This window comes from Agromyces sp. NPDC004153 (genome assembly GCF_053603635.1).
This window is the reverse complement of record NZ_JBSGFY010000001.1, coordinates 2,658,455-2,683,253: the sequence shown is the minus strand read 5'-3', so window position 1 is coordinate 2,683,253 and position 24,799 is coordinate 2,658,455. Positions and strand designations below refer to the sequence as shown.

The window sequence follows — 24,799 nt, the reverse complement described above, 5'->3', positions numbered from 1 at the left end:
ATTGTGGCACAGACGGGAACAGGCCCCTGTGCGATGTGCACAGGGGCCCGTTCCGGCGTGGCTACGAGGCTACTTGACCTCGGCGGGCTCCTCGGCGGACTCCTCCGACGCCTCGGCACCGGCGGCCTCGTCGACCGCGGCCTCGGCCTCGGTCACGACCTCCTCGGGCGTCTCCTCGACCACGGGCTCCTCGGCGGGGGCCTCGTCGGCGGCGGGAGCCGCGGCCGGCTTGGCGGCGCGCTTCTTCGGGGTCACGGGCTCGAGCACGAGCTCGATGACCGCCATGGGCGCGTTGTCGCCCTTGCGGTTGCCGATCTTGGTGATGCGGGTGTAGCCGCCCTCACGGTCGGCCACCTGCGGCGCGATCTCGGTGAAGAGCTTGTGCACCACGGCCTTGTCGCCGATCACGGCGAGGACGCGGCGACGGGCGTGAAGGTCGCCGCGCTTCGCGAACGTGATGAGGCGCTCGGCCAGCGGACGGAGGCGCTTGGCCTTCGTCTCGGTCGTGGTGATCCGCTCGTGCGTGTAGAGCGCAGCGGCGAGGTTCGCGAGCAGGAGCCGCTCGTGCGCGGGTCCGCCTCCGAGGCGGGGGCCCTTGGTGGGCTTCGGCATGGTTCGTTCTCTCCAGTGGTGGGGGGTCGGTACGTCGGGGGGACGACTCAGTTCTCGTCGTCGAAGCCCGTGTAGAAGTGGGCGCCGTCGAATCCGGGGACGGAGTCCTTCAGCGAAAGACCCATCTCGGTGAGCTTGTCCTTGACCTCATCCACCGACTTCTGGCCGAAGTTGCGGATGTTCATGAGCTGCGACTCCGACAGGGCGACGAGCTCGGAGACCGTGTTGATGCCCTCGCGCTTGAGGCAGTTGTAGCTGCGGACGGACAGGTCGAGGTCCTCGATCGGGATCGAGAGCTCGCTCGAGAGCACGGCGTCGACCGGCGCGGGGCCGATCTCGATGCCCTCGGCGGCGACGTTGAGCTCACGGGCGAGGCCGAACAGCTCGGTGAGCGTGCGACCGGCCGAGGCGATGGCGTCGCGCGGCGAGATGGCGGGCTTCGTCTCGACGTCGACCACGAGGCGGTCGAAGTCGGTGCGCTCGCCGGCACGGGTGGCCTCGACGCGGTAGGTGACCTTGAGCACCGGCGAGTAGATCGAGTCGACCGGGATCTGGCCGGCCTCGGAGTACTCGTTGCGGTTCTGGCTGGCCGAGACGTAGCCGCGGCCGCGCTCGATCGTGAGCTCGAGCTCGAACTTCGCCGAGTCGTTGAGCGTCGCGATCACGAGCTCGGGGTTGTGCACCTCGACACCGGCCGGAGCGGAGATGTCGGCGGCGGTGACCTCACCGGCGCCCTGCTTGCGGAGGTACGCGGTGATGGGCTCGTCGTGCTCGCTCGAGACGACGAGGTTCTTGATGTTGAGGATGATCTCGGTCACGTCCTCCTTCACGCCGGGGACGGTCGAGAACTCGTGGAGCACGCCGTCGATGCGGATGCTCGTCACGGCCGCGCCGGGGATCGACGAGAGGAGGGTGCGACGGAGGGAGTTTCCCAGGGTGTAACCGAAGCCCGGCTCGAGGGGCTCGATCACGAAACGCGAACGGAACTCCGAGATGTTCTCTTCGGTGAGCGTCGGGCGCTGTGCGATCAGCACGGTTGGATTCCTTTCGGCAGGGTGTCCGCTATATGACACCTGCGAGGTCGAGGATCTTGAGTTGTTGAGAGAACGGAAGCTGCGGAGTCCGGGAGGCCCGGTTGCGGGCACGGCGCGGCGATCCCTCGGGGATCTCGGCGCGGCCTGCGGCCCCCCGGTCCGCAGGACGGAGAACTAGACGCGGCGACGCTTGGGCGGGCGGCATCCGTTGTGCGCCTGCGGCGTCACGTCGTTGATGCTGCCGACCTCGAGGCCGGCGGCCTGGAGCGAGCGGATCGCCGTCTCGCGACCCGAGCCCGGGCCCTTCACGAAGACGTCGACCTTCTTCATGCCGTGCTCCTGCGCCTGGCGGGCGGCCGACTCGGCGGCCAGCTGCGCGGCGAACGGCGTGGACTTGCGCGAGCCCTTGAAGCCGACGCCACCGGAGGAGGCCCAGCTGATCACGGCACCGGTGGTGTCGGTGATCGAGACGATCGTGTTGTTGAACGTCGACTTGATGTGGGCCTGGCCCACGGCGATGTTCTTCTTTTCCTTCTTGCGCGGCTTGCGAGTAGCCGCCTTGGGTGCTGCCATGTTCGAAATCTCCTAGATCTTGGCGCGAGCGGTTACTTGCGGCCGGGCTTCTTCTTGCCGGCGACGGTGCGCTTCGGGCCCTTGCGGGTACGAGCGTTGGTCTTGGTGCGCTGGCCGCGGACCGGGAGGCCGCGACGGTGGCGCAGGCCCTCGTAGGATCCGATCTCGACCTTGCGGCGGATGTCGGCGGCGACCTCGCGGCGGAGGTCGCCCTCGACCTTGAAGTTGCCCTCGATGTAGTCGCGGAGGGCGACGAGCTGCTCGTCGCTGAGGTCCTTCACGCGGATGTTCCCGTCGATGCCGGTCTCGGCGAGCGTGGTGAGCGCTCGCGTGCGGCCGACGCCGTAGATGTACGTCAGTGCGATCTCCACGCGCTTCTCGCGCGGGATGTCGACTCCTGCCAGACGTGCCATGTTGGCTGTTCTCCTGTTTCGAAGTGGAGGTGTGGAGCAGCGCCGGTGCCCGGGCCTCCGACCCGAGGTGTCCCCCCGACATCCGAAGGTCGGGGTTCTGGCGTTGCCGATGCGGTGTTCAGTTGTGGGTGCGGGCCGGCGACCGGCCCGCGGTGCGTGCGACTAGCCCTGGCGCTGCTTGTGGCGCGGGTTCTCGCAGATCACCATGACGCGGCCGTGGCGGCGGATGACCTTGCACTTGTCGCAGATGCGCTTGACGGAGGGGTTGACCTTCACAGTTGTTTCCTTGGGTTCGCTGTCCTCGTGCCCGCGGGGTGCCGCGGGCCGTTACTTTCCGACAGCCCTCACTTGTAGCGGTAGACGATGCGGCCGCGCGTCAGGTCGTACGGGCTCAGCTCGACGATCACGCGGTCCTCGGGGAGGATCCGGATGTAGTGCTGGCGCATCTTCCCTGAGATGTGCGCGAGGACCTTGTGCCCGTTCGTGAGCTCCACCCGGAACATCGCGTTCGGGAGTGCCTCGATGACCGAGCCTTCGATCTCGATGACGCCGTCTTTCTTGGCCATAGCCTCACTATCGCTTGGAGTTTGGGATGCTGGTCGTGCGATGTGCTCAACGACGATCGCTCGTCGGGCACGCCGAAGCGGGCGTGCCAGAACACCAAGGGTCAACTATAGGCGATCCGGGGCATCTTCGCCAGTCGAGCGCACGGATGCCGCGGCGGTCCGGTCCGAGCCCGGATTCCGCGCCGCGACCCGCCGGTGACCGGCCTGCTCAGGCCCCGCCCTTCGCCCCCTCGACGACCGCCACGAGTCCGGGTTCGAGCGGATGCCCCGGCTCGATGCCCGTGACGTCATGCACGAACACCTCGGGCTCCCGGCTCGCGAGCAGGGCCTGCAGCTCGACGCTCTCGGGATCGGCGGCCACGTCGAAGCGCAGCGCGGCGCCGACGGCCGCCAGGAGCCCCGGCACCGGTCGCCCGAGCTCGGCGAGCTCCGCGGCGGGCCCGATGAACCGCTCGTGCCGGCTCAGCTTGCGCAGCGGCTGCCGTCCGACGCGCTCGACCGTGTCGGGCAGCTCGGGGTTGCGGAACCGCTCGAGGATCGTGGCGCGGTAGCCGTCCTGCTGTTCGGCGGTGAAGTCGTGCTTGGCGACGATGAGCGCCGACGTCTCCTCGAGGGCACGCTCGACCGCCTCGGCGACGGCCGGGTCCGCGAGTGCATCGCTGATCCGGCTGTGCCCGGCGGCCGCGCCGAAGTACGCCGTCGCAGCATGCCCGGTGTTGACCGTGAAGAGCTTGCGCTCGATGTACGGCGCGAGGTCGTCGACGAAGTGCGCGCCTGGGATGTCGGGCGCCCCGTGGCCGAACGGCGGCCGCTCGATGGCCCACTCGAAGAACGTCTCGACCGTCACGTCGAGGCCCGCGTCGGCGGCCTGGCCCGGCACGATCCGGTCGACCGCCGTGTTCGCGAACACCGCCCGCGCCTCGAGCTCGGGCCACTCCTCGGGGCTCGACAGCGCGGCGATCTCGTCGCGCAGCAGGTTCGTCGCGTTGATGGCGTTCTCGCACGCCATGATCACGAGCGGCGGGGCATCCGCCGGCCGCTCGCGCAGCGCGATCACGAGGTGCGGTGCGATGAACCGCAGGATGGTGGGGCCGACGGCGGTGGTCGCCACGTCGGCGGTGCGGAGCTCGTCGAGGAGGGCCGCGGCATCCGCCTGGCTGTTGATCGCCCGGTAGCCGGTGACGACCTGGTCACGGGCGCCGACGCCGACCTCGTGCACGGTGTAGTGGTCGGATGCCGCGAGCGCGTCGATGAGTTCGGCGTCCACGTCGGCGAACACCACTTCGTAGCCGGCCTCGTGCAGGAGGAGGCCGACGAAGCCGCGCCCGATGTTGCCGGCGCCGAAGTGGACGGCCTTCACGATTCGTTGACCGAGCTCAGCATGCCGAAGAGCTCCTCAGGCGTCTGCGCGGTCTTGAGGCGCTCCACCTCGTCCTCGTCCGAGAACAGGATGGCGATCTGCGACAGGATCTCGAGGTGCTCGTTGCCCTTCCCGGCGATGCCGATGACGAACGTGACGGGCTCGCCGTCCCAGTCCACACCGCCGTCGTAGCGCACGACCGAGAGCCCGGAGGCGAGGATGGTGTCCTTCGTCTCGTTCGTGCCGTGCGGGATGGCGAGCTCGTTGCCCATGTAGGTCGAGGCCGTCTCCTCGCGCTGGCGCATCGCGTCGAAGTAGCCGCTCGTGACGGCGCCTGCTGCCACGAGCATGTCGGCCGCCTCCTTCATCGCGACCTCCTTGGCCGCGCCCGAGGGGTGGATCCGAACCTGCTCGATGCTGAGGATCTCCTGCGCCATTTCTTCGCCCTTTCGTCGGTTCCGTATGCTGCCGAGAGCTCCGGGGCCGGCGCTCGCGCGCATCCGGCCCCGGAGCTCCCTCGTCAGGACTTCGTCTCGGACTGTCCCTCGTGCTGTCCCTTGACCAGGTCCACGACCTCGTCGTACCTCGGCGAGTTCATGAAGTTGTCGACCGAGACATGGACGGCGTCGGGCGTCTGGTGCCGAGCGCGATCCGTCAGCTGGTTCTGCGTGATGACCAGGTCGGCGGAGGAGTCGAGGTTCGCGATCGCCTTGTTGACCACCGTGACGTCGTCGATCCCGGCCTTCTTGAACTTGTTGCGCAGGACGCTGGCGCCCATCGCCGACGAGCCCATGCCCGCGTCGCAGGCGAACACGACGTTCTTGATCACCGGCACGGTGCCCGTCGCCGGGCCGCCGCGGCCGTCGGCTTCGGTCGCCGCGCCGCCGCGGAGGCTCGTGAGGTGGTCGGAGCTCCGACCCTTCGCCGCCTCCGTCTGCGTGATCGCCGCGCCGAAGGCGTCGTCCGTGATCGCCATCGCCTCGAGGTCCCGCTTGCGCGAGGCCCGGAGGATGACCGAGGCGATGAGGAACGTGACACCCGCCGAGAGGATGACGGACAGGATCACCGCGAAGTACGCGCCCGGCGCCGTCTGCAGGATGACCGCGAAGATGCTTCCCGGCGCCGCCGGCGCTCGCAGCGCCCCGCCGAGGAGCATGTTGGTCGTGACTCCGGTCGCACCGCCCGCGATGAGCGCGAGGATGAGGATCGGCTTCATGAGCGCGTACGGGAAGTACACCTCGTGGATGCCGCCGAAGAACTGGATGACGGCCGCACCGGGAGCGGACGCGCGTGCCGCACCGATCCCGAAGAACGTGAACGCCAGGAGCAGTCCGACGCCGGGGCCGGGGTTCGCCTCGAGCAGGAACAGGATCGAGGAGCCGGTCTCGGCCGCCTCCGAGAGACCCAGCGGCGTGAGGACGCCGTGGTTGATCGCGTTGTTGAGGAAGAACACCTTCGCCGGCTCGATCAGGATGCTCGTGAGCGGCAGGAGGTTCGCATCCACGAGCCATTCGACGCCGAATCCGAGCACCGCCATCAGCCAGTTCACGAGCAGGGCGATGGGGTAGAAGCCCACGATCGCCATCACGAAGCCCCAGATGCCGGCCGAGAACATGTTGACGAGCATCTCGAAGCCCGCCCTGATCTTGCCCTCCCACAGCGAGTCGAGCCACTTCATCGTCCACGCGGCGAGGGGTCCGAGGATCATCGCGCCGATGAACATGTGGACCTGGCCGAGGGGGGCCGCGCCCTCCTCGAGTCCCGCGTTGAACTGCGCGACGAGGTAGTCCGACCCGGCGATCGCACCCATCGTCGCGATCGCGCCGACGACGCCACCACGGACGTTGTAGACGAGGCTGCCGCCCGTGTAGCCGATGATCAGCGGCAGCAGGTAGTGGATGAAGGGTCCGACGATCGTCGCCAACGCTTCGTTCGGCGTCCATCCCACTTCGATGAAGAACGCGGTGAAGATGCCCCAGGCGATGAGCGCCGGGATGTTCGGCATGATCATGCCGCTCATGAATGTACCGACCCTCTGGACGGCGACGCGTGCTCCCCCCGGCCGCTTCGTCTCGGGTGACGTCGTTGTCATGCGAATGCCTCTCTCGTGGTCACGTCGCGGATGCCCGCGTCGTGGTGATCTCGGTCGCGACGGCCTGGGCCGCCTGCTTGGCGTCGGCCGCTCCCTCAGCGGCCAGGGCCGCCCGGGCGAGCGCCTTCGCGTCGTCGGGCGTGTACCGCGCGAGGGAGGCGCGGACATCTGCGAGTGCCGATGGGGACATCGACAGGCTGGTGGCGCCGAGTCCGACGAGGACCACGGCGAGGAGCGGGTCGGCTGCGGCCTCGCCGCAGATGCCGACGGGCTTGCCGAGCTCGGCGCCCGCCGCGCCGACGTCCGCGATGAGCTGCAGCACCGCGGGGTGCCACGGGCTCTGCAGGTTCGCCACGGTGCCGAGGAGCCGGTCGGCCGCCATCGTGTACTGGGTGAGGTCGTTCGTGCCGATCGACGCGAACGCGGCGACGCGCAGGACCCGGTCGGCGATGAGCGCGGCCGACGGGGTCTCGACCATCACGCCGGCCACCTTGATCCCGAGCTCGTCGGCGAGCTTCGTGAAGTACTCCGTCTCCTCGACGGTGGCGATCATGGGCGCCATCACCCACAGGTCGGCATCGGTCGTGGCATCCGCCATCGCGAGCGCCGTGAGCTGCTCGCGCAGGATGATCTCGGAGTGGCGGAGCGCACGGATGCCGCGGAGCCCGAGCGCCGGGTTCTCCTCGTGCGCGTCGTTGAGGAACGAGAGCGGCTTGTCGGCGCCGGCGTCGAGCACGCGCACGACGACCTTGCGGCCGGGGAACGCGCTCAGGAGCCGCGTGTAGTGCTCCTGCTGCTCGCGCACGCTCGGCGCGGTGTCGGCGTCGAGGAAGAGGAACTCCGTGCGGAACAGGCCGACGCCCTCTGCGCCGAGCTTCACGGCCTCGGCGGCGCCGTCGGCCGAGCCGAGGTTCGCGAGGAGCGGCATGGGCGTGCCGTCGGCGAGCGCGCCCGGCGTCACCGGCGCGGCCTCGAGCGCCGCGCGCTCGGCGATCCGAGCCTCGGCGTCGGCGACCTGCTCGGACGTCGGGGCGGAGATCACCAGGTCGTTCGCCGCGTCCACGACGACCGTGTCGCCGTCAGCGAGGGTCGCGGCATCCGTCGCCCCCACGATCGCGACGATGGACTTCTCGCGCGCGAGGATGGCGGTGTGCGAGGTGGGGCCGCCGTCGATCGTGACGAGCCCGAGCACCTGGTCGAGGTCGAGCGTGGCGGTGTCGGCCGGCGCGAGGTCGCGGGCGACGAGCACGAACGGATGCCCCGGGTTCGGCACGCCGGGCGCGGGCAGCTTCAGGAGGTTCGCGATGACGCGCTGGGAGATGTCGTCGAGGTCGGTGGCGCGCTCGGCCATGTACCCGCCCATGCCGAGCAGCAGGTCGCGGTAGGCGGCGAAGGACTCGTACACGGCCCGCTCGGCCGTCTTGCCCGTCGCGAGGAGCTTCGTGACCTCGTCGACGAGGCTCGGGTCCTCGGCCATCATGGCCTGCGCCTCGAGCACGTCCTTCGCGGCGCCGCCGGCCTTCGCCCCGCGATTCGCGAGCTCGGCCGCGACGACCGAGAGCGACGCGCGGGCGCGCTCGCCCTCGCGCTCGGGGTCGAGGTGGCTCGGCCGGTCGACGGGCGGGGGCAGCTGCTCGGCCATCCGCACGACCGGTCCGACCGCGACACCCTGTCCGATGCCCGTGCCGTTGATCTCCATCACTCGCCCCTCCAGTTCGGTTGAATGGGCGACGGATGCCGCGCGCTATTCGTCGTGGTCGGTGCTGAGGAGCTCCACGAGCTGGTCGAGGGTCGACTGCTCGTCGCCGCCGTCGACGACGATCGTGACCTCGTCGCCGTGGTCGATCCCCTGCGCGATGACGGCGAGGATGCTCGCCGCATTGACGGGTGAGCCACCGGTCTTCTGGATCGTGACGGACGACCCCGATGCGGCAGCAGCCTGGGTGAAGAGCTTGGCCGGCCGTGCGTGCAGGCCGTGGGTCGATCCGATTCGAACAGTGCGTTCCACCATGATTCCGGTTCCCGTCGCTGGCTTCCGTTCCCTCGTTCACCATAGCCCGGGGGCTCTGCGGTGGGAACCACGGCGCGCGGGACGCGCGGGCTCATGACGGCGCCCCAGCGATCTCGAGGGCGACGTCGAGGGCTCCGCCGCCGTCGGGCGAGGTCGCCACGACGTCGGAGAGGATCGCGATCGGCACGGATGCCGCGGCGGCGCGTGCGCGCAGCAGGTCGACGCGATCGGCGAGATGTGCGCCCACGAGGAGCACGTCGGCGTCTGCGAGCGCCACGTCGAGCTGGGACTCGCTCGTCGCCGTCGCGCGCACCTCGAGACCCCTGGCCGTGGCGGCCCGGCGGATCCGGTGGGCGACGAAGGTGCTCGACGCGCCCGCGCCGCAGACCACGATGATGCGCATCGCTGAGCCTCCTCGCCCGGCCATCGCCCGGTCCTCGTCGATCGTTCGGCCGCGGCGTGTGCCGCGATCAGGTCGATTCTGCCCGCGCGACTCCGGTGGCCTCCACCCGATCTTCTTCCGCACCCCCGGAAAATCCGCGACGGAACCGCCCATCCCGTGCGGCACCGGTGGTTGACTGTCTGCACCGCACGGCGTCGCGTGGCGCCGAGGAACCGGAGCTGCAGTGGCCGAGAAGTGGGAGCGCCTCGTCGACGCGCTCGGCCATGCCGACGGCTGGACGACCGCGTCGGAGCTCGCCGACCGCCTCGGCGTGACCACGCGCACGATCCGGAACTACGCCGCGCAGGCGAACTCCGGCGGCGTCATCGTCGAGTCGGGGCCGGCCGGGTACCGCCTCGACCGCGCGGCCTGGGCGTCCCGGGCCGCGCCCGCCCGTCGCGACTCGTCGCCGCAGGTGCGGGCCGCGCGCGTCATCCGCTCGCTCATCGACGCCACCGACGGCCTCGACGTGCATGAGACGGCGGCCGCGAACCACGTGAGCGACTCGACCTTCGAGGCCGACCTCGGGCGCGTGCGGGCGCGGCTCGACGGCACGGGACTCACACTCGTGCGGCAGGGGCCGCGCATCACGCTCGAGGGTCCCGAGACCGCTCGCCGGCGCCTGCTCGGCGCACTGTTCCGCGACGAGTCGGCGCGCGGCATGCTCGAGCTCGACCAGCTGCGGGCGGCGTTCCCCGAGGTGACCGAGTTCCGGACGGCGCTGGTCGCGGGGCTCGCCGACGCCGGCTACGCGCCGAACGAGTACGGGCTCAACGACGTGCTGCTGCACACCGCGATCGCGCTCGACCGGGTCGCCACGAACCATCCGCTCGACGAGGCCGAGACGGCGGCTCCCCCGGCGTCGTCGGACGCCTCGACGGCCCCGGCCGTGGCATCCGCAGCGCCCACGCCCGACGCGCCGGCCGGGCCGCTCGCCGAGCTCCTCGCCAGGCTGGTCGCTCAGCACTTCGGCACCTCGGTGGGGCCGGCCGACCTCGGGCACCTCACCCGGCTCCTCGAGACGCGCGCGGCGACGCGAACGACGGCGGCGGCGCAGGCGGATGCCCCGGGCCGCCCGATCTCGCCGCGGGTGCCGCTCGTGCGGCGGATCGTCGCGAGCGCCTCCGCGGCGTACCTCGTCGACCTCGACGACGAGGACTTCATCGACCGGCTCGCGCTGCACGTCGACAACCTCGTGGCGCGGGCGAGCACGTCGAACCTCTCGCGCAACCCGCTCACCGCGTCGATCAAGGCCGCCTACCCGCTCATCTACGAGCTCGCCGTGTACATCGCGAGCGAGCTCGCGCGCACCGAGGGCATCGCCGTCGACGACGACGAGATCGCGTACATCGCCATGCACGTGGGCGCCTACCTCGACCAGCGGCGCTCTCGGGGCGAGGCCGTTCGCGTGGCCGTCTCGGCGCCGGCGTACCACGACGTGCACACGGCGCTCGCGGCCCGCATCCGCTCGGCGGTCGACGACGAGGTCGAGGTGCTCGCGCCGGGCGAGGAGGCCGAGCGCGCCGACGTGCTCGTGGCCGTGATCGAGCCGTCGTCGCCCGTCGAGCGACTCGTGCTCGTGGCGCCCTTCCCCACCGAGGTCGACCTCGAGCGGGTGCGTGCCGAGATCGCGCGCGTGCGCCGGGCGCGCCGGCGGGCCCGGCTCGCGGCCTCGCTGTCGCGTTACATCGCGCCCGAGCTCTTCGTGCGCGGGTTGCGCGGCCTCGATCGCGACGCCGCCATCCGCATGCTCGGCGACCGCATGATCTCGGCCGGCGTGATCGACCGCTCCTACGTGGAGGGCGCGCTCGAACGCGAGCGCCTGTCGTCGACGGCCTTCACCGAGCACCTCGCGGTGCCCCACGCGATGACCATGACCGCGCGCCGCACCGCGATCGCCATCGCGATCGACGACGTGCCGATCGACTGGGGCGGCGCGAGCGTCAACGTGGTCGCGCTCATCGCGTTCGCCGAGAGCGGCCGGGCGGAGTTCCAGGAGGTGTTCGACCAGTTCGTCGAGGCGTTCTCGGAGCGCGAGAACGTGCAGCGCCTCGTGGTGGGCGCGACGGACTACCCGGGACTGCTCGCGGAGCTCTCGCGACTCATGGAGCCGCACGCGGCGTGACCGGTCGGGTCGCGCGCGTCGGTCGTCAGCGCCCGGCGATCGGCACTGGCGTGACGCCGAACGGCGCGAGGCCCGCCGCACCGCCGTCCTCGGCGGTCAGCACCCAGATGCCGTCGTCGTGCACCGCGACGGAGTGCTCCCAGTGCGCGGCATCCGCGCCGTCGGCGGTCGTGACCGTCCACTCGTCGTCACGCACGAAGGTGTCGATCGAGCCCGCCACGATCATCGGCTCGATCGCGACGACGAGGCCCGGCCGGACCGCCGGTCCCTTCTGCCTGACCCGGTAGTTGAAGACGGGCGGTTCCTCGTGCATGGTGCGCCCGATGCCGTGGCCGACGTAGTCGGTGAGGATGCCGTACCCGCCCGCCGCCTCGACGTGCTCCTCGATCGCGGCGCCGACCTCGTTGAGGTGGCGCGCGGTCGCGAGCTCGGCGATGCCGCGCCAGAGCGCGGATTCGGTGACGTCGGAGAGCGCCTGCCGCGCGAGCACCACGTCGGGGCGGTCGAGGTCGGGGAGCACGACCGTGAAGGCCGCGTCGCCGTTCCAGCCGCCGAGCTCCGCGCCGCCGTCGACCGACACGATGTCGCCGGGGCGGAACGGGCGCTCACCCGGGATGCCGTGCACGACGTCGTCGTCGACGGACACGCAGAGCGTGTGCCGGTAGCCGGGCACGAGCTGGAAGTTCGGCCGGCCGCCGAGTCCGCGGATCACGCGCTCCGCGGCCGCGTCGAGCTCGAGCGGCGTCGCGCCGGGCGCAACGAGGCGTCGAGCCTCCGCGAGCGCCGCCGCGGTGGCGGCGCCGGCCGGCAGCATCGAGCGCAGCTCGGCGGGCGACTTGTAGATCGAGCGCTTGAACACGCGGCGGGTCAGGCCGCCGCGCCGTTGCCGCCGTCGTGGCTCGCAGAGAGCCCGCGGGCGGCGAGCGCCTCGAAGATGCGCGCGGTGACCTCGTCGAGCGTGCCCACGCCGTCGATGTCGACGACGAGGCCCTGCCCGCGGTAGACGTCGAGGATCGGCGCCGTCTCCCGCTCGTAGATCGCGAGGCGGTTGGCGATGATCTCCTCGGTGTCGTCGGTGCGGCCCTGGTCGATGGCACGCCCCCGCAGGCGGGCGATGCTCTCGTCGCGCGGCACGCTGAGCTCGATGACCGCGTCGAGGGCCTCGCCGCGCGAGGCGAGGAAGTCGGCGAGGTCGTCGACCTGACCGCGATTGCGCGGGAACCCGTCGAGCAGGAAGCCGCCCGCGGCATCCGACTGCGAGAGCCGGTCGCGCACCAGCTCGCAGGTGAGCTCGTCGGGGACGAGGTCGCCCGCCTCGACGATCGACTGCACTCGCTTGCCGAGCTCGGTGCCGCCCGAGATGTTCTCGCGGAACACGTCGCCGGTCGAGATGGACGGGACCCCGAAGGCCTCCGCGACGAGCACGCCCTGCGTCCCCTTGCCGGAGCCCTGCGGCCCCACGATCAGGAAGCGGGCGGAGCTGTTCGCGGAAGCCGTCATCGGAGGAGCCCTTCGTAGTGGCGCTGCTGGAGCTGCGCGTCGATCTGCTTCACCGTCTCGAGGCCGACGCCCACGATGATGAGGATCGAGGCGCCGCCGAACGGGAAGTTCTGGTTGGCCCCGACGAGCGAGAACGCGATGAGCGGGATGAGCGCGATGAGGCCCAGGTAGACCGAGCCCGGGAGCGTGATGCGGGTGAGCACGTAGTCGAGGTACTCGGCGGTCGGGCGACCGGCACGGATGCCGGGGATGAAGCCGCCGTACTTCTTCATGTTCTCCGCGACCTCGTCGGGGTTGAACGTGATCGCCACGTAGAAGTACGTGAACCCGACGATGAGCAGGAAGTACAGGAGCATGTAGAGCGGGTGGTCGCCCTGGGTGAGGTAGTTGGTGATCCAGACGACCCACGGCTGCGGCTCCTCGCCCGCCGCAGGCTGGTTGAACTGGGCGATGAGCGCCGGCAGGTACAGCAGCGACGAGGCGAAGATGACGGGCACGACGCCGGCCATGTTGACCTTGATCGGGATGTACGTGTTGTTGCCGCCGTAGGTGCGCCGACCGACCATGCGCTTCGCGTACTGCACCGGGATGCGCCGCTGCGACTGCTCGACGAACACGACGCCGACGACGACCAGGAGGCCGATGGCGAGCACGACGAAGAAGACGTCGAAGCCGCGCGAGATCGCGATCGCCCACAGCGCGCCGGGGAAGGTCGCGGCGATCGACGTGAAGATGAGCAGCGACATGCCGTTGCCGATGCCGCGCTCGGTGATGAGCTCGCCCATCCACATGATGAGGCCGGTGCCCGCGGTCATGGTGATGACCATGAGCAGGATCGCGTACCAGGCGTCGTTCGTGATGAGCTGCGAGCACTCGGGGGCGCTCGACGGGAACAGCGCGCCCGAGCGGGCGACGGTGATGAGCGTCGTCGACTGCAGCACGCCCAGCGCGATGGTGAGGTAGCGCGTGTACTGCGTGAGGCGCGCCTGGCCCGCCTGGCCCTCCTTGTAGAGGGTCTCGAAGTGGGGGATCACGACGCGCAGCAGCTGCACGATGATCGACGCCGTGATGTACGGCATGATGCCCAGCGCGAAGATCGACAGCTGGAGCAGCGCGCCGCCCGAGAACAGGTTCACGAGCTCGTAGAGGCCGGATGCCCCCTGGCTCGCCGCCAGACACGCCTGCACGTTGCCGAAGTCCACGAACGGCGCCGGGATGAACGAGCCGAGGCGGAACAGGGCCACGATGCCCAGCGTGAATCCGATCTTGCGTCGAAGATCCGGCGTGCGGAAGATCCGCCCGATGGCGTTGAACACTCGTCCTCCTGTAGCTCCGTCGTGGAGCGGGTTGCTGCGCTTGCGGACTCAGTCCGTATGCGGCTCGAGCCTGTCGAGACCCCCGTGAATCATACGCGAGGTCCCGACAGGCTCGAACAATCGGTGATGCTGCGGCCTACTTGACCGAGCCGCCGGCGGCGACGATCTTCTGCTCGGCGGAGCCGGAGACCTTATCGACCTCGACGTTGAGCTTCACCTGGATGTCGCCGTTGCCGAGCACCTTGACGCGCTCGTTCTTGCGGACGGCACCCTTGTCGACGAGGTCGGCGACGGTGACATCGCCGCCCTTCGGGTAGAGCTCGGCGAGCTTGTCCAGGTTGACCACCTGGTACTCGACGCGGAACGGGTTCTTGAAGCCGCGGAGCTTCGGCGCACGCATGTGGTACGGAAGCTGGCCACCCTCGAAGCCGGGGCGGATGTTGTTGCGGGCCTTCGAACCCTTGGTGCCGCGACCGGCGGTCTTGCCCTTCGAACCCTCACCGCGTCCGACGCGGGTCTTGTCCTTCTTGGCACCGGGCGCGGGGCGCAGGTGGTGCACCTTCAGCACGGGCTCGCGCTTCGCGACATCCTGCTCGGCCTTCTTCGCCGGGGCCTTCTTCGCGGGAGCCTTGTCGGCCTTCGCGTCGTCGGCCTTGGCAGCGGCGGCCTTGGCGGGAGCCTTCTTCGCCGGGGCCTTCTCGGCAGCCGGCTTCGCGGCGGCCTTCTCGGCGGCCGGCTTCGCAGCGGCCTTGCGCGCCGGAGCCTTCTTCGGGGTCTCCTCGGCCACGGCCTCGTTCTTCTCTTCAGCCATTAGTCGATCTCCTCAACCTTCACGAGGTGGGCGACGGTCTTGACGTAGCCGCGGTTCTGCGGGGTGTCGTCACGGACGACCGAGTCGCCGATGCGCTTGAGCCCGAGGCTGCGCAGCGTGTCGCGCTGGTTCTGCTTCTCGCTCACCTTGGACTTGATCTGGGTCACCTTCAGCTGCTTGGCCATCAGGCACCTGCCTTCGCTGCTGCAGCGGCCTCGGCCGCCTGGGCCTCGGCACGCAGCAGACGGGCCGGGGCGACCTCGTCGTAGTCGAGACCACGACGGGCGGCGACCGCACGCGGCTCCTCGAGCTGCGACAGGGCCTCGACCGTGGCGTGCACGATGTTGATGGTGTTCGACGAGCCGAGCGACTTGCTCAGGACGTCGTGGATGCCGGCGCACTCGAGCACGGCGCGCACCGGGCCGCCGGCGATGACGCCGGTACCGGGCGACGCCGGACGCAGCAGGACGACGCCCGCAGCGGCCTCACCCTGCACGGGGTGCGGGATGGTCGCGCCGACGCGCGGGACGCGGAAGAAGTTCTTCTTCGCCTCCTCGACGCCCTTCGAGATCGCGGTCGGGACCTCACGCGCCTTGCCGTAGCCGACGCCGACCATGCCGTTGCCGTCACCCACGACGACGAGCGCCGTGAAGCTGAAGCGACGGCCGCCCTTGACGACCTTGGACACGCGGTTGATGGTCACGACGCGCTCGAGGAACTGGCTCTTCTCAGCGTCACGGCCACCGCGGTCGCGGCTCGGGCCACGGTCGCGGCTGCCGCGACGGGCCTCGCGCGGCTCGTTCTGGGGAGCCTCGCTCGAAGCGGCGGTCTCCACGGGTGCCTCTGCAGCCACCTCGTTCTCCTTCTTGTTGTCGGTCACAGGCTCAGCCCCGCCTCTCGCGCACCATCGGCGATGGCGGCGACGCGACCGGCGTACTTGTTGCCGCCGCGGTCGAAGACGACCGACTCGATGCCGGCCTGCTTCGCACGCTCGGCCACGAGCTCGCCGACCTTCTTGGCCTTGGCGGTCTTGTCGCCCTCGAACGCGCGGAGGTCCGCCTCCATGGTCGAGGCCGAGGCCACGGTGCGGCCCTTGCTGTCGTCGACGACCTGCACGAAGACGTGGCGGGCCGAACGCGTGACGACGAGGCGCGGACGCAGCTCCGTGCCGACGATCTTCTTGCGAAGGCGGGTGTGGCGGCGCGAGCGCGCGGCCGTCTTGCTCTTCACAGCCATGATTACTTACCTGACTTTCCGGCCTTGCGACGCACGACCTCGCCGGCGTAGCGGATGCCCTTGCCCTTGTACGGCTCGGGCTTCTTGATCTTGCGGATGTTGGCGGCGGTCTCACCGACGGCCTGCTTCGAGATGCCCGACACCGTGATCTTGTTGTTGCCCTCGACGGTCAGCGTGATGCCGGCCGGGGGCTCGACGGTCACCGGGTGCGAGAAGCCGAGCGCGAACTCGACCGCGCTGCCCTTCTGCGCGACGCGGTAGCCGGTGCCGACGATCTCGAGGCCCTTGGAGTAGCCCTGGGTGACACCGAAGATGTCGTTGGCGATGAGCGTGCGGGTGAGGCCGTGGCGCGAACGCGAGTCGCGCTCGTCGTCGGGGCGCGTGACGAGGACCTGGTTGTCCTCGATCTTGACCTCGATCGGCGAGGGGACGGTCAGCGAGAGCTCGCCCTTGGGGCCCTTGACGGTGACGGCGCTGCCGTCGACCGTGACGTCGACACCGCTGGGGATGTCGATGGGAAGTCGTCCGATTCGTGACATGGAACTACCACACGTAGGCGAGGACTTCCCCACCCACGCCCTTCTTCTCGGCCTGGCGGTCGGTGAGCAGACCGCTGGAAGTGGACAGGATCGCGACGCCGAGGCCGCCGAGCACCTTGGGGAGCTCGGTGGACTTCGCGTACACGCGGAGGCCGGGCTTCGAGACCCGCTTGATGCCGGCGATGGAGCGCTCGCGGTTCGGGCCGAACTTCAGCTGCAGCGTGAGCGTCTTGCCCACGCGAGCGTCGGTGACCTCGAAGCCGGCGATGTAGCCCTCGTTGGCGAGGATCTCGGCGATGTGCGCCTTGAGCTTCGAGTTCGGCATCGACACGGAGTCGTGGTGCGCCGAGTTCGCGTTGCGAAGGCGGGTCAGCATGTCAGCGACCGGGTCGGTCATCGTCATGACGGATGTTTCCTTACGTTCACCAGGTTTCAGCACCCGTTACACGAGTGATGACCTGTGGTGGGAGGTGGCGGCGGATGCCGTCACCGGGTGGATGCCGCGGACGCCTCGCCCGCGGCATCCGGAGTTCAGCTCTCGGGCGTGGTCGCCCGGAACGGGAAGCCGAGCGCCTTGAGCAGCGCGCGACCCTCGTCGTCGGTCTTGGCGGTGGTCACCACGGTGATGTCCATGCCGCGGACGCGGTCGATCTTGTCCTGGTCGATCTCGTGGAACACGGACTGCTCCACGAGGCCGAAGGTGTAGTTGCCCGTGCCGTCGAACTGGCGGTCCGACAGGCCGCGGAAGTCGCGGATGCGGGGCAGCGCCAGCGAGAGCAGGCGGTCGAGGAACTCCCACATGCGGTCGCCGCGCAGCGTGACGTGCGCGCCGATCGGCTGGCCCTCGCGCAGCTTGAACTGCGCGATGGACTTGCGGGCCTTGGTGACCTGCGGCTTCTGGCCGGTGATGCGGGTGAGGTCGGCGATGGCGCCGTCGATGACCTTGCCATCGCGGGCGGCCTCGCCCACGCCCATGTTCACGACGATCTTCACGAGGCCCGGGACCTGGTGCGGGTTGGTGTACCCGTTGGCCTCGGTGAGCGCCTTCGTGATGTCGCTCTTGTACTTCTGCTTGAGGCGCGGCTGGATCTTGCCAGCCGGCGCGGCAGTCGCGGTGTCAGTCATCGTTACAGGTCCTTACCTGACTTCTTCGCGTAGCGGACGCGGACCGTCTTGGTGACGCCGTCCTTGGTGACGGTCTCGGTGCGGAAGCCGACGCGGGTCGGCTTCTTCGACTCGGGGTCGACGAGCGCGACGTTCGAGACGTGGATGGGGGCCTCGTGGGTCTCGATGCCGCCGGTCTTCGTGCCGCGCTGGGTCTGGCCGACGCGGACGTGCTTCGTGACGAAGTTCACGCCCTCGACCACGACGCGGTTCTCGGCGACGAGCACCTCGATGACCTTGCCCTGCTTGCCGCGGTCTCCGCCGCGGGCCTGGCTGCGGCCCGAGATGACCTGCACGAGGTCACCCTTCTTGATGTTGGCCATGACTCAGATAACCTCCGGTGCCAGCGAGATGATCTTCATGAACTTGCGGTCGCGGAGCTCGCGGCCGACCGGTCCGAAGATACGGGTGCCACGGGGGTCACCGTCGTTCTTGAGGATCACCGCGGCGTTCTCATCGAACTTGATGTAGGAGCCGTCGGGACGACGGGTCTCCTTCACGGTGCGGACGACGACGGCCTTGACCACGTCGCCCTTCTTGACGTTGCCGCCGGGGATGGCGTCCTTGACGGTCGCGACGATGACGTCGCCGAGGCCGGCGTACCGGCGCTTCGAACCACCGAGGACACGGATCGTGAGCAGCTCCTTGGCGCCGGTGTTGTCGGCGACCTTCAGGCGCGATTCCTGCTGAAGCATCTTGGATTCCTTCTCTCAAGCAAGCCGGGGGCTTACTTGGCCTTCTCGACGATCTCGACCAGGCGCCAGTGCTTGGTGGCACTGAGGGGACGGGTCTCGCTGATCACGACGAGGTCGCCGATGCCGGCGGTGTTCTGCTCGTCGTGCGCCTTGACCTTCGACGAGCGGCGCAGGACCTTGCCGTAGAGCGGGTGCTTCACGCGGTCCTCGACCTCGACGACGATGGTCTTGTCCATCTTGTCGCTGACGACGTAACCGCGACGCACCTTGCGGTACGGGCGGTGCGAGGCCGTCTCGGCGACCTCGGCTGCATCAGCCTTCTTGGTCTCAGCCATGATCAGGCCTCCTTCGTCTCTGCGGCCTCGGCCGGGGCGTCAGCCTCGGCCTTGGCCTTCTTCGTCTTCTTCTCGGCCTTGGCCGGAGCCTCGACCGGGGCGGGCGTGGCACGGATGCCGAGCTCGCGCTCACGGATGACCGTGTAGATGCGGGCGATGTCGCGCTTGACCGCACGAAGGCGGCCGTGGCTCTCGAGCTGGCCGGTGGCCGACTGGAAGCGCAGGTTGAACAGCTCTTCCTTGGCCTTCTTCAGCTCGTCGACGAGTCGCTCGTCTTCGAAGGTGTCGAGCTCGATGGTCTCGAGCCCCTTGGTTCCGACGGCCATTATGCGTCGCCCTCCTCGCGCTTGATGATGCGTGCCTTGAGGGGCAGCTTGTGGATGGCACGGGTCATGGCCTCGCGAGCGAGCTCCTCGGAGACGCCCGAGACCTCGAAGAGGACGCGACCCGGCTTGACGTTGGCGACCCACCACTCGGGCGAACCCTTACCGGAACCCATGCGGGTCTCGGCCGGCTTCTTCGTGAGCGGACGGTCGGGGTAGATGTTGATCCACACCTTGCCGCCACGCTTGATGTGACGGGTCATCGCGATACGAGCGGACTCGATCTGGCGGTTCGTCACGTAGGCGGGGCTCAGGGCCTGGATGCCGAACTCGCCGAAGGTGACCTTCGTGCCGCCGGTGGCCTGGCCCGAACGGCCGGGGTGGTGCTGCTTGCGGTACTTGACTCGACGGGGAATCAACATGGTTTATGCCTCAACTCCTGCTGCCACCGGCTCGGCCTTGGGGGCACGGTCGCGGCGGGGACGGTCACTGCGCTCGCGGGACGGCTTCTGGGCCGCCTGCTCGCGCGCGAGTTCCTTGTTGGTGATGTCGCCCTTGTAGATCCAGACCTTCACGCCGATGCGGCCGAACGTGGTCTTGGCCTCGTAGAAGCCGTAGTCGATGTTCGCGCGGAGCGTGTGCAGGGGCACGCGGCCCTCGCGGTAGAACTCCGAGCGGCTCATCTCGGCGCCGCCGAGACGGCCCGACACCTGGATGCGGACGCCCTTGGCGCCGGCGCGCTGCGCGCCCTGCAGGCCCTTGCGCATCGCGCGGCGGAACGCCACGCGGGCGGAGAGCTGCTCGGCGATGCCCTGGGCGACGAGCTGGGCGTCGGCCTCGGGGTTCTTCACCTCGAGGATGTTGAGCTGGATCTGCTTGCCGGTGAGCTTCTCGAGGTCGGCGCGGATGCGCTCGGCCTCGGCGCCGCGGCGGCCGATCACGATGCCGGGACGCGCCGTGTGGATGTCCACGCGGACGCGGTCGCGGGTGCGCTCGATCTCGATGCGGGACACGCCCGCACGGTCGAGCGACGTCTGGAGCAGGCGACGGATCTTGACATCCTCGGCGAGGTAGTCGGCGTAGCGCTGACCGGGCTTCGTCGAGTCGGAGAACCAGCGCGACACGTGGTCGGTGGTGATGCCGAGACGGAAGCCGTACGGGTTGACTTTCTGACCCATTACTTCGTACCCTCCTCGGGCGTGCCGAGCACGACGGTGATGTGGCTCGTGCGCTTGTTGATGCGGAAGGCACGGCCCTGCGCACGCGGCTGGAATCGCTTGAGGGTGGTGCCCTCGTCGACGAATGCGCGCGTGATGTACAGGTCCTGCTCGTCCAGGTAGGTGTTCGAGGCATCGGCCTTGACGCGAGCGTTCGCGATGGCCGAGGCGACGAGCTTGTACACGGGCTCGCTCGCACCCTGGGGTGCGAACTTCAGGATGGCCAGGGCCTCCTGAGCCTGCTTGCCGCGGATCAGGTCGACGACGCGGCGAGCCTTCATGGGGGTGACGCGGATGTGTCGCACGCGGGCGATCGACTCCACCATTTCTTCCTCCTTCACGCCACCGCGGTCAGCGGCGGCGGCCCTTCTTGTCGTCCTTCACGTGTCCACGGAAGGTGCGGGTGGGCGCGAACTCGCCGAGCTTGTGGCCCACCATGGTCTCGGTGACGAACACCGGGATGTGCTTGCGGCCGTCGTGCACGGCGATCGTGTGGCCGAGCATGGCCGGGATGATCATCGAGCGGCGCGACCACGTCTTGATGACGTTCTTGCTGCCGGCTTCGTTCTGGACGACGACCTTGCGAAGCAGGTGCTCGTCGACGAAGGGGCCCTTCTTGAGACTGCGAGGCATCTTCTCTTACTCCTACTTGCGCTTCTTGCCGACGGTGCGACGACGGACGATGAGCTTGTCGCTCTCCTTGTTGGGGCGACGCGTGCGGCCCTCGGGCTGACCCCAGGGGCTCACCGGGTGGCGACCACCGGAGGTCTTGCCCTCACCACCACCGTGCGGGTGGTCGATCGGGTTCATCGCGACACCGCGGACCGTCGGGCGGACGCCCTTCCAGCGCTTGCGGCCGGCCTTGCCCCAGTTGATGTTCGACTGCTCGGCGTTGCCGACCTCGCCGACGGTCGCGCGGCAGCGCGCGTCGACGTTGCGGATCTCGCCCGAGGGCAGGCGCAGCTGCGCGTAGGGGCCGTCCTTCGCCACCAGGCGGACGGCGGCACCGGCCGAACGCGCCATCTTCGCGCCGCCGCCGGGGCGGAGCTCGATGGCGTGGATGACCGTACCGGTCGGGATGTTGCGCAGCGGCAGGTTGTTGCCGGGCTTGATGTCGGCGTTGGGACCCGACTCGATCGGGTCGCCCTGCTGCAGCTTGTTCGGCGCGAGGATGTAGCGCTTGGTGCCGTCCACGAAGTGCAGCAGCGCGATGCGCGCGGTGCGGTTCGGGTCGTACTCGATGTGCGCGACCTTGGCGGGCACGCCGTCCTTGTCGTTGCGACGGAAGTCGATCACGCGGTACTGGCGCTTGTGGCCACCACCGATGTGACGCGTCGTGATGCGGCCCTGGTTGTTGCGGCCACCGGTCTTGGACAGCGGGCGGAGCAGCGACTTCTCGGGCGTCGAACGCGTGATCTCCGCGAAGTCGGCGACCGACGAACCGCGACGACCCGGGGTCGTGGGCTTGTACTTACGAATAGCCATGTTTCTCTATGCTCCTCAGCCGACAGCCGTGAAGATGTCGATGGAACCGGACTTGAGGGTGACGATCGCGCGCTTGGTGTCCTTGCGCTTGCCGATGCCGAACCGGGTGCGGCGGGTCTTGCCCTGACGGTTCAGGGTGTTGATCGACGCGACCTGCACGTTGAAGATCTTCTCGATGGCGAGCTTGATCTCGGTCTTGTTCGAGCGGGGGTCCACGATGAACGTGTACTTGCCCTCGTCGATCAGGCCGTAGCTCTTCTCCGAGACGACGGGCGCGATGATGATGTCGCGCGGGTCCTTGTTGTTCGCGGCGCTCATGCGGAGACCTCTTCCTTCTTCGCCTGCTTCGCGGCGATGAACGCCTCGAGCGCGGCCGTGCTGAAGACGATGTCGTCGGCGACGAGCACGTCGTAGGCGTTGAGCTGGTCGACCGGCAGCACGTGCACGGTCTGGATGTTGCGCACCGCGCGCTCGCTGAGCTCCTCGTCGCGCGTGAGCACGACCAGGTAGTGCTTGGCGGGGGCGATGCCCTCGAGGAGCGCGATCGCGTCGCGGGTCTTCGCCACGTCGCCGGCCACGAAGGCCTCGACCGCGTGGACGCGGCCGCCGCGGGCGCGGTCGGAGAGCGCGCCGAGCAGGGCGGCGGCGATCATCTTCTTGGGGGTGCGCTGCGAGTAGTCGCGCGGCTGCGGGCCGTGGACGATGCCACCGCCGGTCATCTGCGGCGCGCGGATCGAGCCCTGGCGGGCGCGGCCCGTGCCCTTCTGCTTGAAGGGCTTGCGGCCGGCGCCGGAGACCTCGCCGCGGGTCTTGGTCTTGTGGGTGCCCTGGCGCGCCGCGGCGAGCTGGGCGACGACGACCTGGTGGATCAGCGGCACGTTGGTCTGCACGTCGAAGAGCTCAGCGGGGAGCTCGACCGTGCCGGACTTCTTGCCGGTGACGTCGAGGGTGTCGATGGTGTTGGTCGCGGTAGCCATGGACTACGCCCCCTTCACTGCGTTGCGGACGAACACGAGACGGCCGCGAGCACCGGGAACCGCGCCCTTGACGAGCAGCAGGCCCTTCTCGGCGTCGACGGCGTGCACGCGGAGGTTGAGGACGGTGACGCGCTCGCCACCCATGCGACCGGCCATGCGCATGCCCTTGAAGACACGGCTGGGCGTCGAGGACGCACCGATCGAGCCGGGCTTGCGGTGGTTGCGGTGCGAACCGTGCGAAGCCGAGACGCCCTTGAAGTTGTGGCGCTTCATGACACCCGCGAAGCCCTTGCCCTTGCTCGTGCCGACGACGTCGACGAGCTGGCCGGCCTCGAAGGTGCCGTCGACCGTGAGCTCCTGGCCGAGCTCGTAGCTCGCCGCGTCAGCGGTGCGGACCTCGGCGAGGTGGCGGCGCGGGGTCACGCCGGCGGCCTTGAAGTGGCCGGCGGCGGGCTGGTTGACCTTGCGGGGGTCGATGGCGCCCGCGGCGATCTGCACGGCCTCGTAGCCGTCCTTCTCGGGGGTGCGCAGCTGGGTCACCACGTTGGGGGCGATCTCGATGACGGTGACGGGCACGAGCTTGTTGTTCTCGTCCCACACCTGGGTCATGCCGAGCTTGGTGCCGAGCAGACCCTTCACGTTCTTGGTAGCGGTGGACATCAGGTACCTCAGAGCTTGATCTCGATGTTGACGTCGGCCGGGAGGTCGAGACGCATGAGCGAGTCGACGGCCTTGGGCGTCGGGTCCACGATGTCGATGAGGCGCTTGTGGGTGCGCATCTCGAAGTGCTCGCGGCTGTCCTTGTACTTGTGGGGCGAGCGGATGACGCACACCACGTTCTTCTCCGTCGGAAGCGGCACGGGGCCGACGACCGTGGCGCCCGCGCGGGTCACCGTGTCGACGATCTTGCGCGCCGAGGTGTCGATGACCTCGTGGTCGTACGACTTCAGTCGAATGCGGATCTTCTGTCCCGCCATTGCTGACTCTCTCTCTGTCAAGGCGTCGTACCCCTTCCGAGGGCATTGGACGCCGCGTAGCACTGCTTGTATGGAGCACCACTGTTCTGCTGTCAACGGCCGTTGATCGAGCCTGTCGAAGGCACCCCGCTGCGCTGTTGGACAGCCGCGGTGGCCTCGACACGCTCGACCCCGAGCCCGACCCCCGCGCTCGGGCGTGTCGCCCGCGCGAACACACACGGGTTCCCCCGTGAGTGGTGGGTGTCGATTGTCGTGTTCTGCTGCCTGCGGCCTAACCTGACCCGGTGACCTCGCGGTTTCCGGTGGTTATGCACTGCCTGGCAGTGATCCGAAACGGCGCGCAACAAGGCGCGCGTTCGAAATGTTGAACCCAACGAGTTTGCCATAGCCGGGCCCCTCCGTGCAACCCGGGCGTGTCGCGCTCCGCGGGTTCACAGGCTCCTGTCGGTTTGCGGATGCCGCGGGCCTCCCGGAGTGGTGGAATCGAGGGATGACGACCGCAGACGAGCAGCCCACCACCCAGCACGCGCACGCCGTGAGCGAGCGCATCGGACCGGGCAGCGTCTCGGTCGCGCGGATCGGCCCGCGCATGTACGAGGGGCTCAACGAGCGCGGCGCGACGCTGCGCGTCGGCGGCCCCGAGCTCGAGGGCGAGCACTTCACGCCCGGGGAGCTGCTGAAGCTCGCCCTCATCGCCTGTTCGGGCCTCAGCGCCGACCGTGTCACGGCGCGCCGACTGGGCGAGGACTTCGCCCTCACGGTCTGGGCGCACGGCAAGTCGGCCGACGACAACCGCTACCACCGCATCGACGAGGAGTTCCTCCTCGACCTGTCGGCGCTCGACGCCGACGAGCGGCAGCAGCTCCTCGACGTGATGACCAAGGCGATCGAGCGCGGATGCACCGTGGCCCGCACGATCGACGAGGTGGTCGAGCTGCCCACGACCGTCGACGGCACCGAGCTCCGGCACGCACCGCGCTGACGGATGCTGCGGCA

37 protein-coding genes are annotated in these 24,799 nt (G+C 69.3%); 2 read left to right on the top strand and 35 right to left on the bottom strand.

Annotation, left to right across the window (positions count from 1 at the left end; genetic code table 11):
• Positions 1–69: 69 nt before the first annotated feature.
• From rplQ to ACWEOH_RS12655, 12 genes are all read right to left on the bottom strand, one after another.
• Positions 70–612: a 50S ribosomal protein L17 gene (gene rplQ, locus ACWEOH_RS12710; protein WP_148733837.1), complete on the bottom strand. Its 543-nt coding sequence runs from the start codon at positions 610–612 to the stop codon at positions 70–72.
• Between the two features lie 47 nt (positions 613–659).
• The gene (locus tag ACWEOH_RS12705; RefSeq protein ID WP_148733836.1) at positions 660–1,646 is read right to left on the bottom strand and encodes a DNA-directed RNA polymerase subunit alpha; all 987 of its coding nucleotides are present in this window, start codon (positions 1,644–1,646) and stop codon (positions 660–662) included.
• A 174-nt stretch (positions 1,647–1,820) separates the two neighbouring features.
• A complete protein-coding gene (gene rpsK / locus ACWEOH_RS12700) occupies positions 1,821–2,219 on the bottom strand; it encodes a 30S ribosomal protein S11 (RefSeq protein ID WP_092668574.1) in 399 nt (132 codons plus the stop codon).
• A 32-nt stretch (positions 2,220–2,251) separates the two neighbouring features.
• Positions 2,252–2,632, bottom strand: coding sequence for a 30S ribosomal protein S13 (gene rpsM, locus ACWEOH_RS12695; RefSeq protein ID WP_148733835.1), 381 nt, complete (start codon positions 2,630–2,632; stop codon positions 2,252–2,254).
• 162 nt (positions 2,633–2,794) lie between these two features.
• Positions 2,795–2,908, bottom strand: a complete 114-nt coding sequence (gene rpmJ / locus ACWEOH_RS12690) for a 50S ribosomal protein L36 (RefSeq protein ID WP_056734976.1) — start codon at positions 2,906–2,908, stop codon at positions 2,795–2,797.
• A 68-nt stretch (positions 2,909–2,976) separates the two neighbouring features.
• Positions 2,977–3,198, bottom strand: coding sequence for a translation initiation factor IF-1 (gene infA, locus ACWEOH_RS12685; RefSeq protein WP_011186713.1), 222 nt, complete (start codon positions 3,196–3,198; stop codon positions 2,977–2,979).
• Between the two features lie 208 nt (positions 3,199–3,406).
• The gene (locus tag ACWEOH_RS12680; RefSeq protein WP_452031403.1) at positions 3,407–4,558 is read right to left on the bottom strand and encodes a mannitol-1-phosphate 5-dehydrogenase; all 1,152 of its coding nucleotides are present in this window, start codon (positions 4,556–4,558) and stop codon (positions 3,407–3,409) included.
• A complete protein-coding gene (locus ACWEOH_RS12675) occupies positions 4,555–4,995 on the bottom strand; it encodes a PTS sugar transporter subunit IIA (protein WP_452031402.1) in 441 nt (146 codons plus the stop codon). Before ACWEOH_RS12675 ends, ACWEOH_RS12680 begins: the two co-directional genes overlap by 4 nt.
• Positions 4,996–5,078: 83 nt before the next feature.
• Positions 5,079–6,578, bottom strand: coding sequence for a PTS mannitol transporter subunit IICB (locus ACWEOH_RS12670; RefSeq protein WP_452031400.1), 1,500 nt, complete (start codon positions 6,576–6,578; stop codon positions 5,079–5,081).
• Positions 6,579–6,669: 91 nt separating this feature from the next.
• On the bottom strand, positions 6,670–8,349 hold the full coding sequence (gene ptsP / locus ACWEOH_RS12665; RefSeq protein WP_452031398.1) for a phosphoenolpyruvate--protein phosphotransferase: 1,680 nt from the start codon (positions 8,347–8,349) through the stop codon (positions 6,670–6,672).
• A 45-nt stretch (positions 8,350–8,394) separates the two neighbouring features.
• Positions 8,395–8,661 (bottom strand): HPr family phosphocarrier protein, encoded by a 267-nt coding sequence (locus ACWEOH_RS12660; protein ID WP_148733830.1) that lies wholly within the window; start codon positions 8,659–8,661, stop codon positions 8,395–8,397.
• Positions 8,662–8,752: 91 nt separating this feature from the next.
• Positions 8,753–9,064: a PTS sugar transporter subunit IIB gene (locus ACWEOH_RS12655; RefSeq protein ID WP_452031396.1), complete on the bottom strand. Its 312-nt coding sequence runs from the start codon at positions 9,062–9,064 to the stop codon at positions 8,753–8,755.
• 223 nt (positions 9,065–9,287) lie between these two features.
• On the opposite strand from ACWEOH_RS12655, the gene ACWEOH_RS12650 reads away from it, so the two are divergent.
• On the top strand, positions 9,288–11,228 hold the full coding sequence (locus ACWEOH_RS12650; protein ID WP_452031394.1) for a BglG family transcription antiterminator: 1,941 nt from the start codon (positions 9,288–9,290) through the stop codon (positions 11,226–11,228).
• A 25-nt stretch (positions 11,229–11,253) separates the two neighbouring features.
• Here the strand turns inward: ACWEOH_RS12650 and map are convergent, their stop codons facing one another.
• The 23 genes from map to rpsJ all read right to left on the bottom strand — a co-directional run bounded on the left by map (position 11,254) and on the right by rpsJ (position 23,803).
• Positions 11,254–12,087, bottom strand: a complete 834-nt coding sequence (gene map, locus ACWEOH_RS12645; RefSeq protein WP_452031392.1) for a type I methionyl aminopeptidase — start codon at positions 12,085–12,087, stop codon at positions 11,254–11,256.
• Positions 12,088–12,095: 8 nt separating this feature from the next.
• Positions 12,096–12,728: an adenylate kinase gene (locus ACWEOH_RS12640; protein WP_452031390.1), complete on the bottom strand. Its 633-nt coding sequence runs from the start codon at positions 12,726–12,728 to the stop codon at positions 12,096–12,098.
• Positions 12,725–14,044, bottom strand: coding sequence for a preprotein translocase subunit SecY (secY, locus tag ACWEOH_RS12635; RefSeq protein ID WP_148733825.1), 1,320 nt, complete (start codon positions 14,042–14,044; stop codon positions 12,725–12,727). The genes ACWEOH_RS12640 and secY overlap by 4 nt, the downstream gene beginning before the upstream one ends.
• Before the next feature lie 136 nt (positions 14,045–14,180).
• Complete coding sequence (rplO, locus tag ACWEOH_RS12630) at positions 14,181–14,855, bottom strand: 50S ribosomal protein L15 (protein WP_148733824.1); 675 nt, start codon at positions 14,853–14,855, stop codon at positions 14,181–14,183.
• A complete protein-coding gene (gene rpmD, locus ACWEOH_RS12625) occupies positions 14,855–15,040 on the bottom strand; it encodes a 50S ribosomal protein L30 (protein ID WP_148733823.1) in 186 nt (61 codons plus the stop codon). The genes rplO and rpmD overlap by 1 nt, the downstream gene beginning before the upstream one ends.
• Positions 15,040–15,735, bottom strand: coding sequence for a 30S ribosomal protein S5 (gene rpsE / locus ACWEOH_RS12620; protein WP_148733822.1), 696 nt, complete (start codon positions 15,733–15,735; stop codon positions 15,040–15,042). Before rpsE ends, rpmD begins: the two co-directional genes overlap by 1 nt.
• Positions 15,732–16,091 (bottom strand): 50S ribosomal protein L18, encoded by a 360-nt coding sequence (gene rplR, locus ACWEOH_RS12615; RefSeq protein WP_148733821.1) that lies wholly within the window; start codon positions 16,089–16,091, stop codon positions 15,732–15,734. Before rplR ends, rpsE begins: the two co-directional genes overlap by 4 nt.
• Positions 16,092–16,093: 2 nt before the next feature.
• Positions 16,094–16,630: a 50S ribosomal protein L6 gene (rplF, locus tag ACWEOH_RS12610; protein ID WP_148733820.1), complete on the bottom strand. Its 537-nt coding sequence runs from the start codon at positions 16,628–16,630 to the stop codon at positions 16,094–16,096.
• A 4-nt stretch (positions 16,631–16,634) separates the two neighbouring features.
• Positions 16,635–17,033 carry a 30S ribosomal protein S8 gene (rpsH, locus tag ACWEOH_RS12605; RefSeq protein ID WP_148733819.1) on the bottom strand — a complete coding sequence of 133 codons (399 nt, stop codon included), beginning with the start codon at positions 17,031–17,033 and terminating at the stop codon, positions 16,635–16,637.
• A gap of 128 nt (positions 17,034–17,161) precedes the next feature.
• Positions 17,162–17,755, bottom strand: a complete 594-nt coding sequence (rplE, locus tag ACWEOH_RS12600) for a 50S ribosomal protein L5 (RefSeq protein WP_148733818.1) — start codon at positions 17,753–17,755, stop codon at positions 17,162–17,164.
• 2 nt (positions 17,756–17,757) lie between these two features.
• Positions 17,758–18,117 carry a 50S ribosomal protein L24 gene (gene rplX / locus ACWEOH_RS12595; protein WP_148733817.1) on the bottom strand — a complete coding sequence of 120 codons (360 nt, stop codon included), beginning with the start codon at positions 18,115–18,117 and terminating at the stop codon, positions 17,758–17,760.
• A 3-nt stretch (positions 18,118–18,120) separates the two neighbouring features.
• Complete coding sequence (gene rplN / locus ACWEOH_RS12590) at positions 18,121–18,489, bottom strand: 50S ribosomal protein L14 (RefSeq protein WP_148733816.1); 369 nt, start codon at positions 18,487–18,489, stop codon at positions 18,121–18,123.
• Positions 18,490–18,521: 32 nt separating this feature from the next.
• Positions 18,522–18,824, bottom strand: coding sequence for a 30S ribosomal protein S17 (gene rpsQ / locus ACWEOH_RS12585; protein ID WP_148733815.1), 303 nt, complete (start codon positions 18,822–18,824; stop codon positions 18,522–18,524).
• A 2-nt stretch (positions 18,825–18,826) separates the two neighbouring features.
• Positions 18,827–19,150, bottom strand: coding sequence for a 50S ribosomal protein L29 (gene rpmC, locus ACWEOH_RS12580; protein ID WP_452031384.1), 324 nt, complete (start codon positions 19,148–19,150; stop codon positions 18,827–18,829).
• Positions 19,150–19,569 (bottom strand): 50S ribosomal protein L16, encoded by a 420-nt coding sequence (gene rplP / locus ACWEOH_RS12575; protein ID WP_148733813.1) that lies wholly within the window; start codon positions 19,567–19,569, stop codon positions 19,150–19,152. The genes rpmC and rplP overlap by 1 nt, the downstream gene beginning before the upstream one ends.
• 3 nt (positions 19,570–19,572) lie before the next feature.
• Positions 19,573–20,325: a 30S ribosomal protein S3 gene (gene rpsC, locus ACWEOH_RS12570; RefSeq protein WP_148733811.1), complete on the bottom strand. Its 753-nt coding sequence runs from the start codon at positions 20,323–20,325 to the stop codon at positions 19,573–19,575.
• Positions 20,325–20,690 (bottom strand): 50S ribosomal protein L22, encoded by a 366-nt coding sequence (rplV, locus tag ACWEOH_RS12565; RefSeq protein ID WP_452031382.1) that lies wholly within the window; start codon positions 20,688–20,690, stop codon positions 20,325–20,327. Before rplV ends, rpsC begins: the two co-directional genes overlap by 1 nt.
• A gap of 25 nt (positions 20,691–20,715) precedes the next feature.
• Positions 20,716–20,997 carry a 30S ribosomal protein S19 gene (rpsS, locus tag ACWEOH_RS12560; RefSeq protein WP_022889728.1) on the bottom strand — a complete coding sequence of 94 codons (282 nt, stop codon included), beginning with the start codon at positions 20,995–20,997 and terminating at the stop codon, positions 20,716–20,718.
• A gap of 12 nt (positions 20,998–21,009) precedes the next feature.
• On the bottom strand, positions 21,010–21,849 hold the full coding sequence (gene rplB / locus ACWEOH_RS12555) for a 50S ribosomal protein L2 (RefSeq protein ID WP_148733807.1): 840 nt from the start codon (positions 21,847–21,849) through the stop codon (positions 21,010–21,012).
• A gap of 15 nt (positions 21,850–21,864) precedes the next feature.
• The gene (rplW, locus tag ACWEOH_RS12550; protein ID WP_452031379.1) at positions 21,865–22,167 is read right to left on the bottom strand and encodes a 50S ribosomal protein L23; all 303 of its coding nucleotides are present in this window, start codon (positions 22,165–22,167) and stop codon (positions 21,865–21,867) included.
• Complete coding sequence (gene rplD, locus ACWEOH_RS12545) at positions 22,164–22,826, bottom strand: 50S ribosomal protein L4 (protein WP_452031377.1); 663 nt, start codon at positions 22,824–22,826, stop codon at positions 22,164–22,166. Before rplD ends, rplW begins: the two co-directional genes overlap by 4 nt.
• 3 nt (positions 22,827–22,829) lie before the next feature.
• Positions 22,830–23,486: a 50S ribosomal protein L3 gene (rplC, locus tag ACWEOH_RS12540; protein ID WP_452031375.1), complete on the bottom strand. Its 657-nt coding sequence runs from the start codon at positions 23,484–23,486 to the stop codon at positions 22,830–22,832.
• 8 nt (positions 23,487–23,494) lie between these two features.
• Positions 23,495–23,803: a 30S ribosomal protein S10 gene (gene rpsJ, locus ACWEOH_RS12535; protein ID WP_017201594.1), complete on the bottom strand. Its 309-nt coding sequence runs from the start codon at positions 23,801–23,803 to the stop codon at positions 23,495–23,497.
• Positions 23,804–24,293: 490 nt separating this feature from the next.
• Here rpsJ and ACWEOH_RS12530 point away from each other — a divergent pair, with 490 nt between their 5' ends.
• Positions 24,294–24,785, top strand: coding sequence for an OsmC family protein (locus tag ACWEOH_RS12530; protein WP_452031372.1), 492 nt, complete (start codon positions 24,294–24,296; stop codon positions 24,783–24,785).
• Positions 24,786–24,799: the final 14 nt, after the last annotated feature.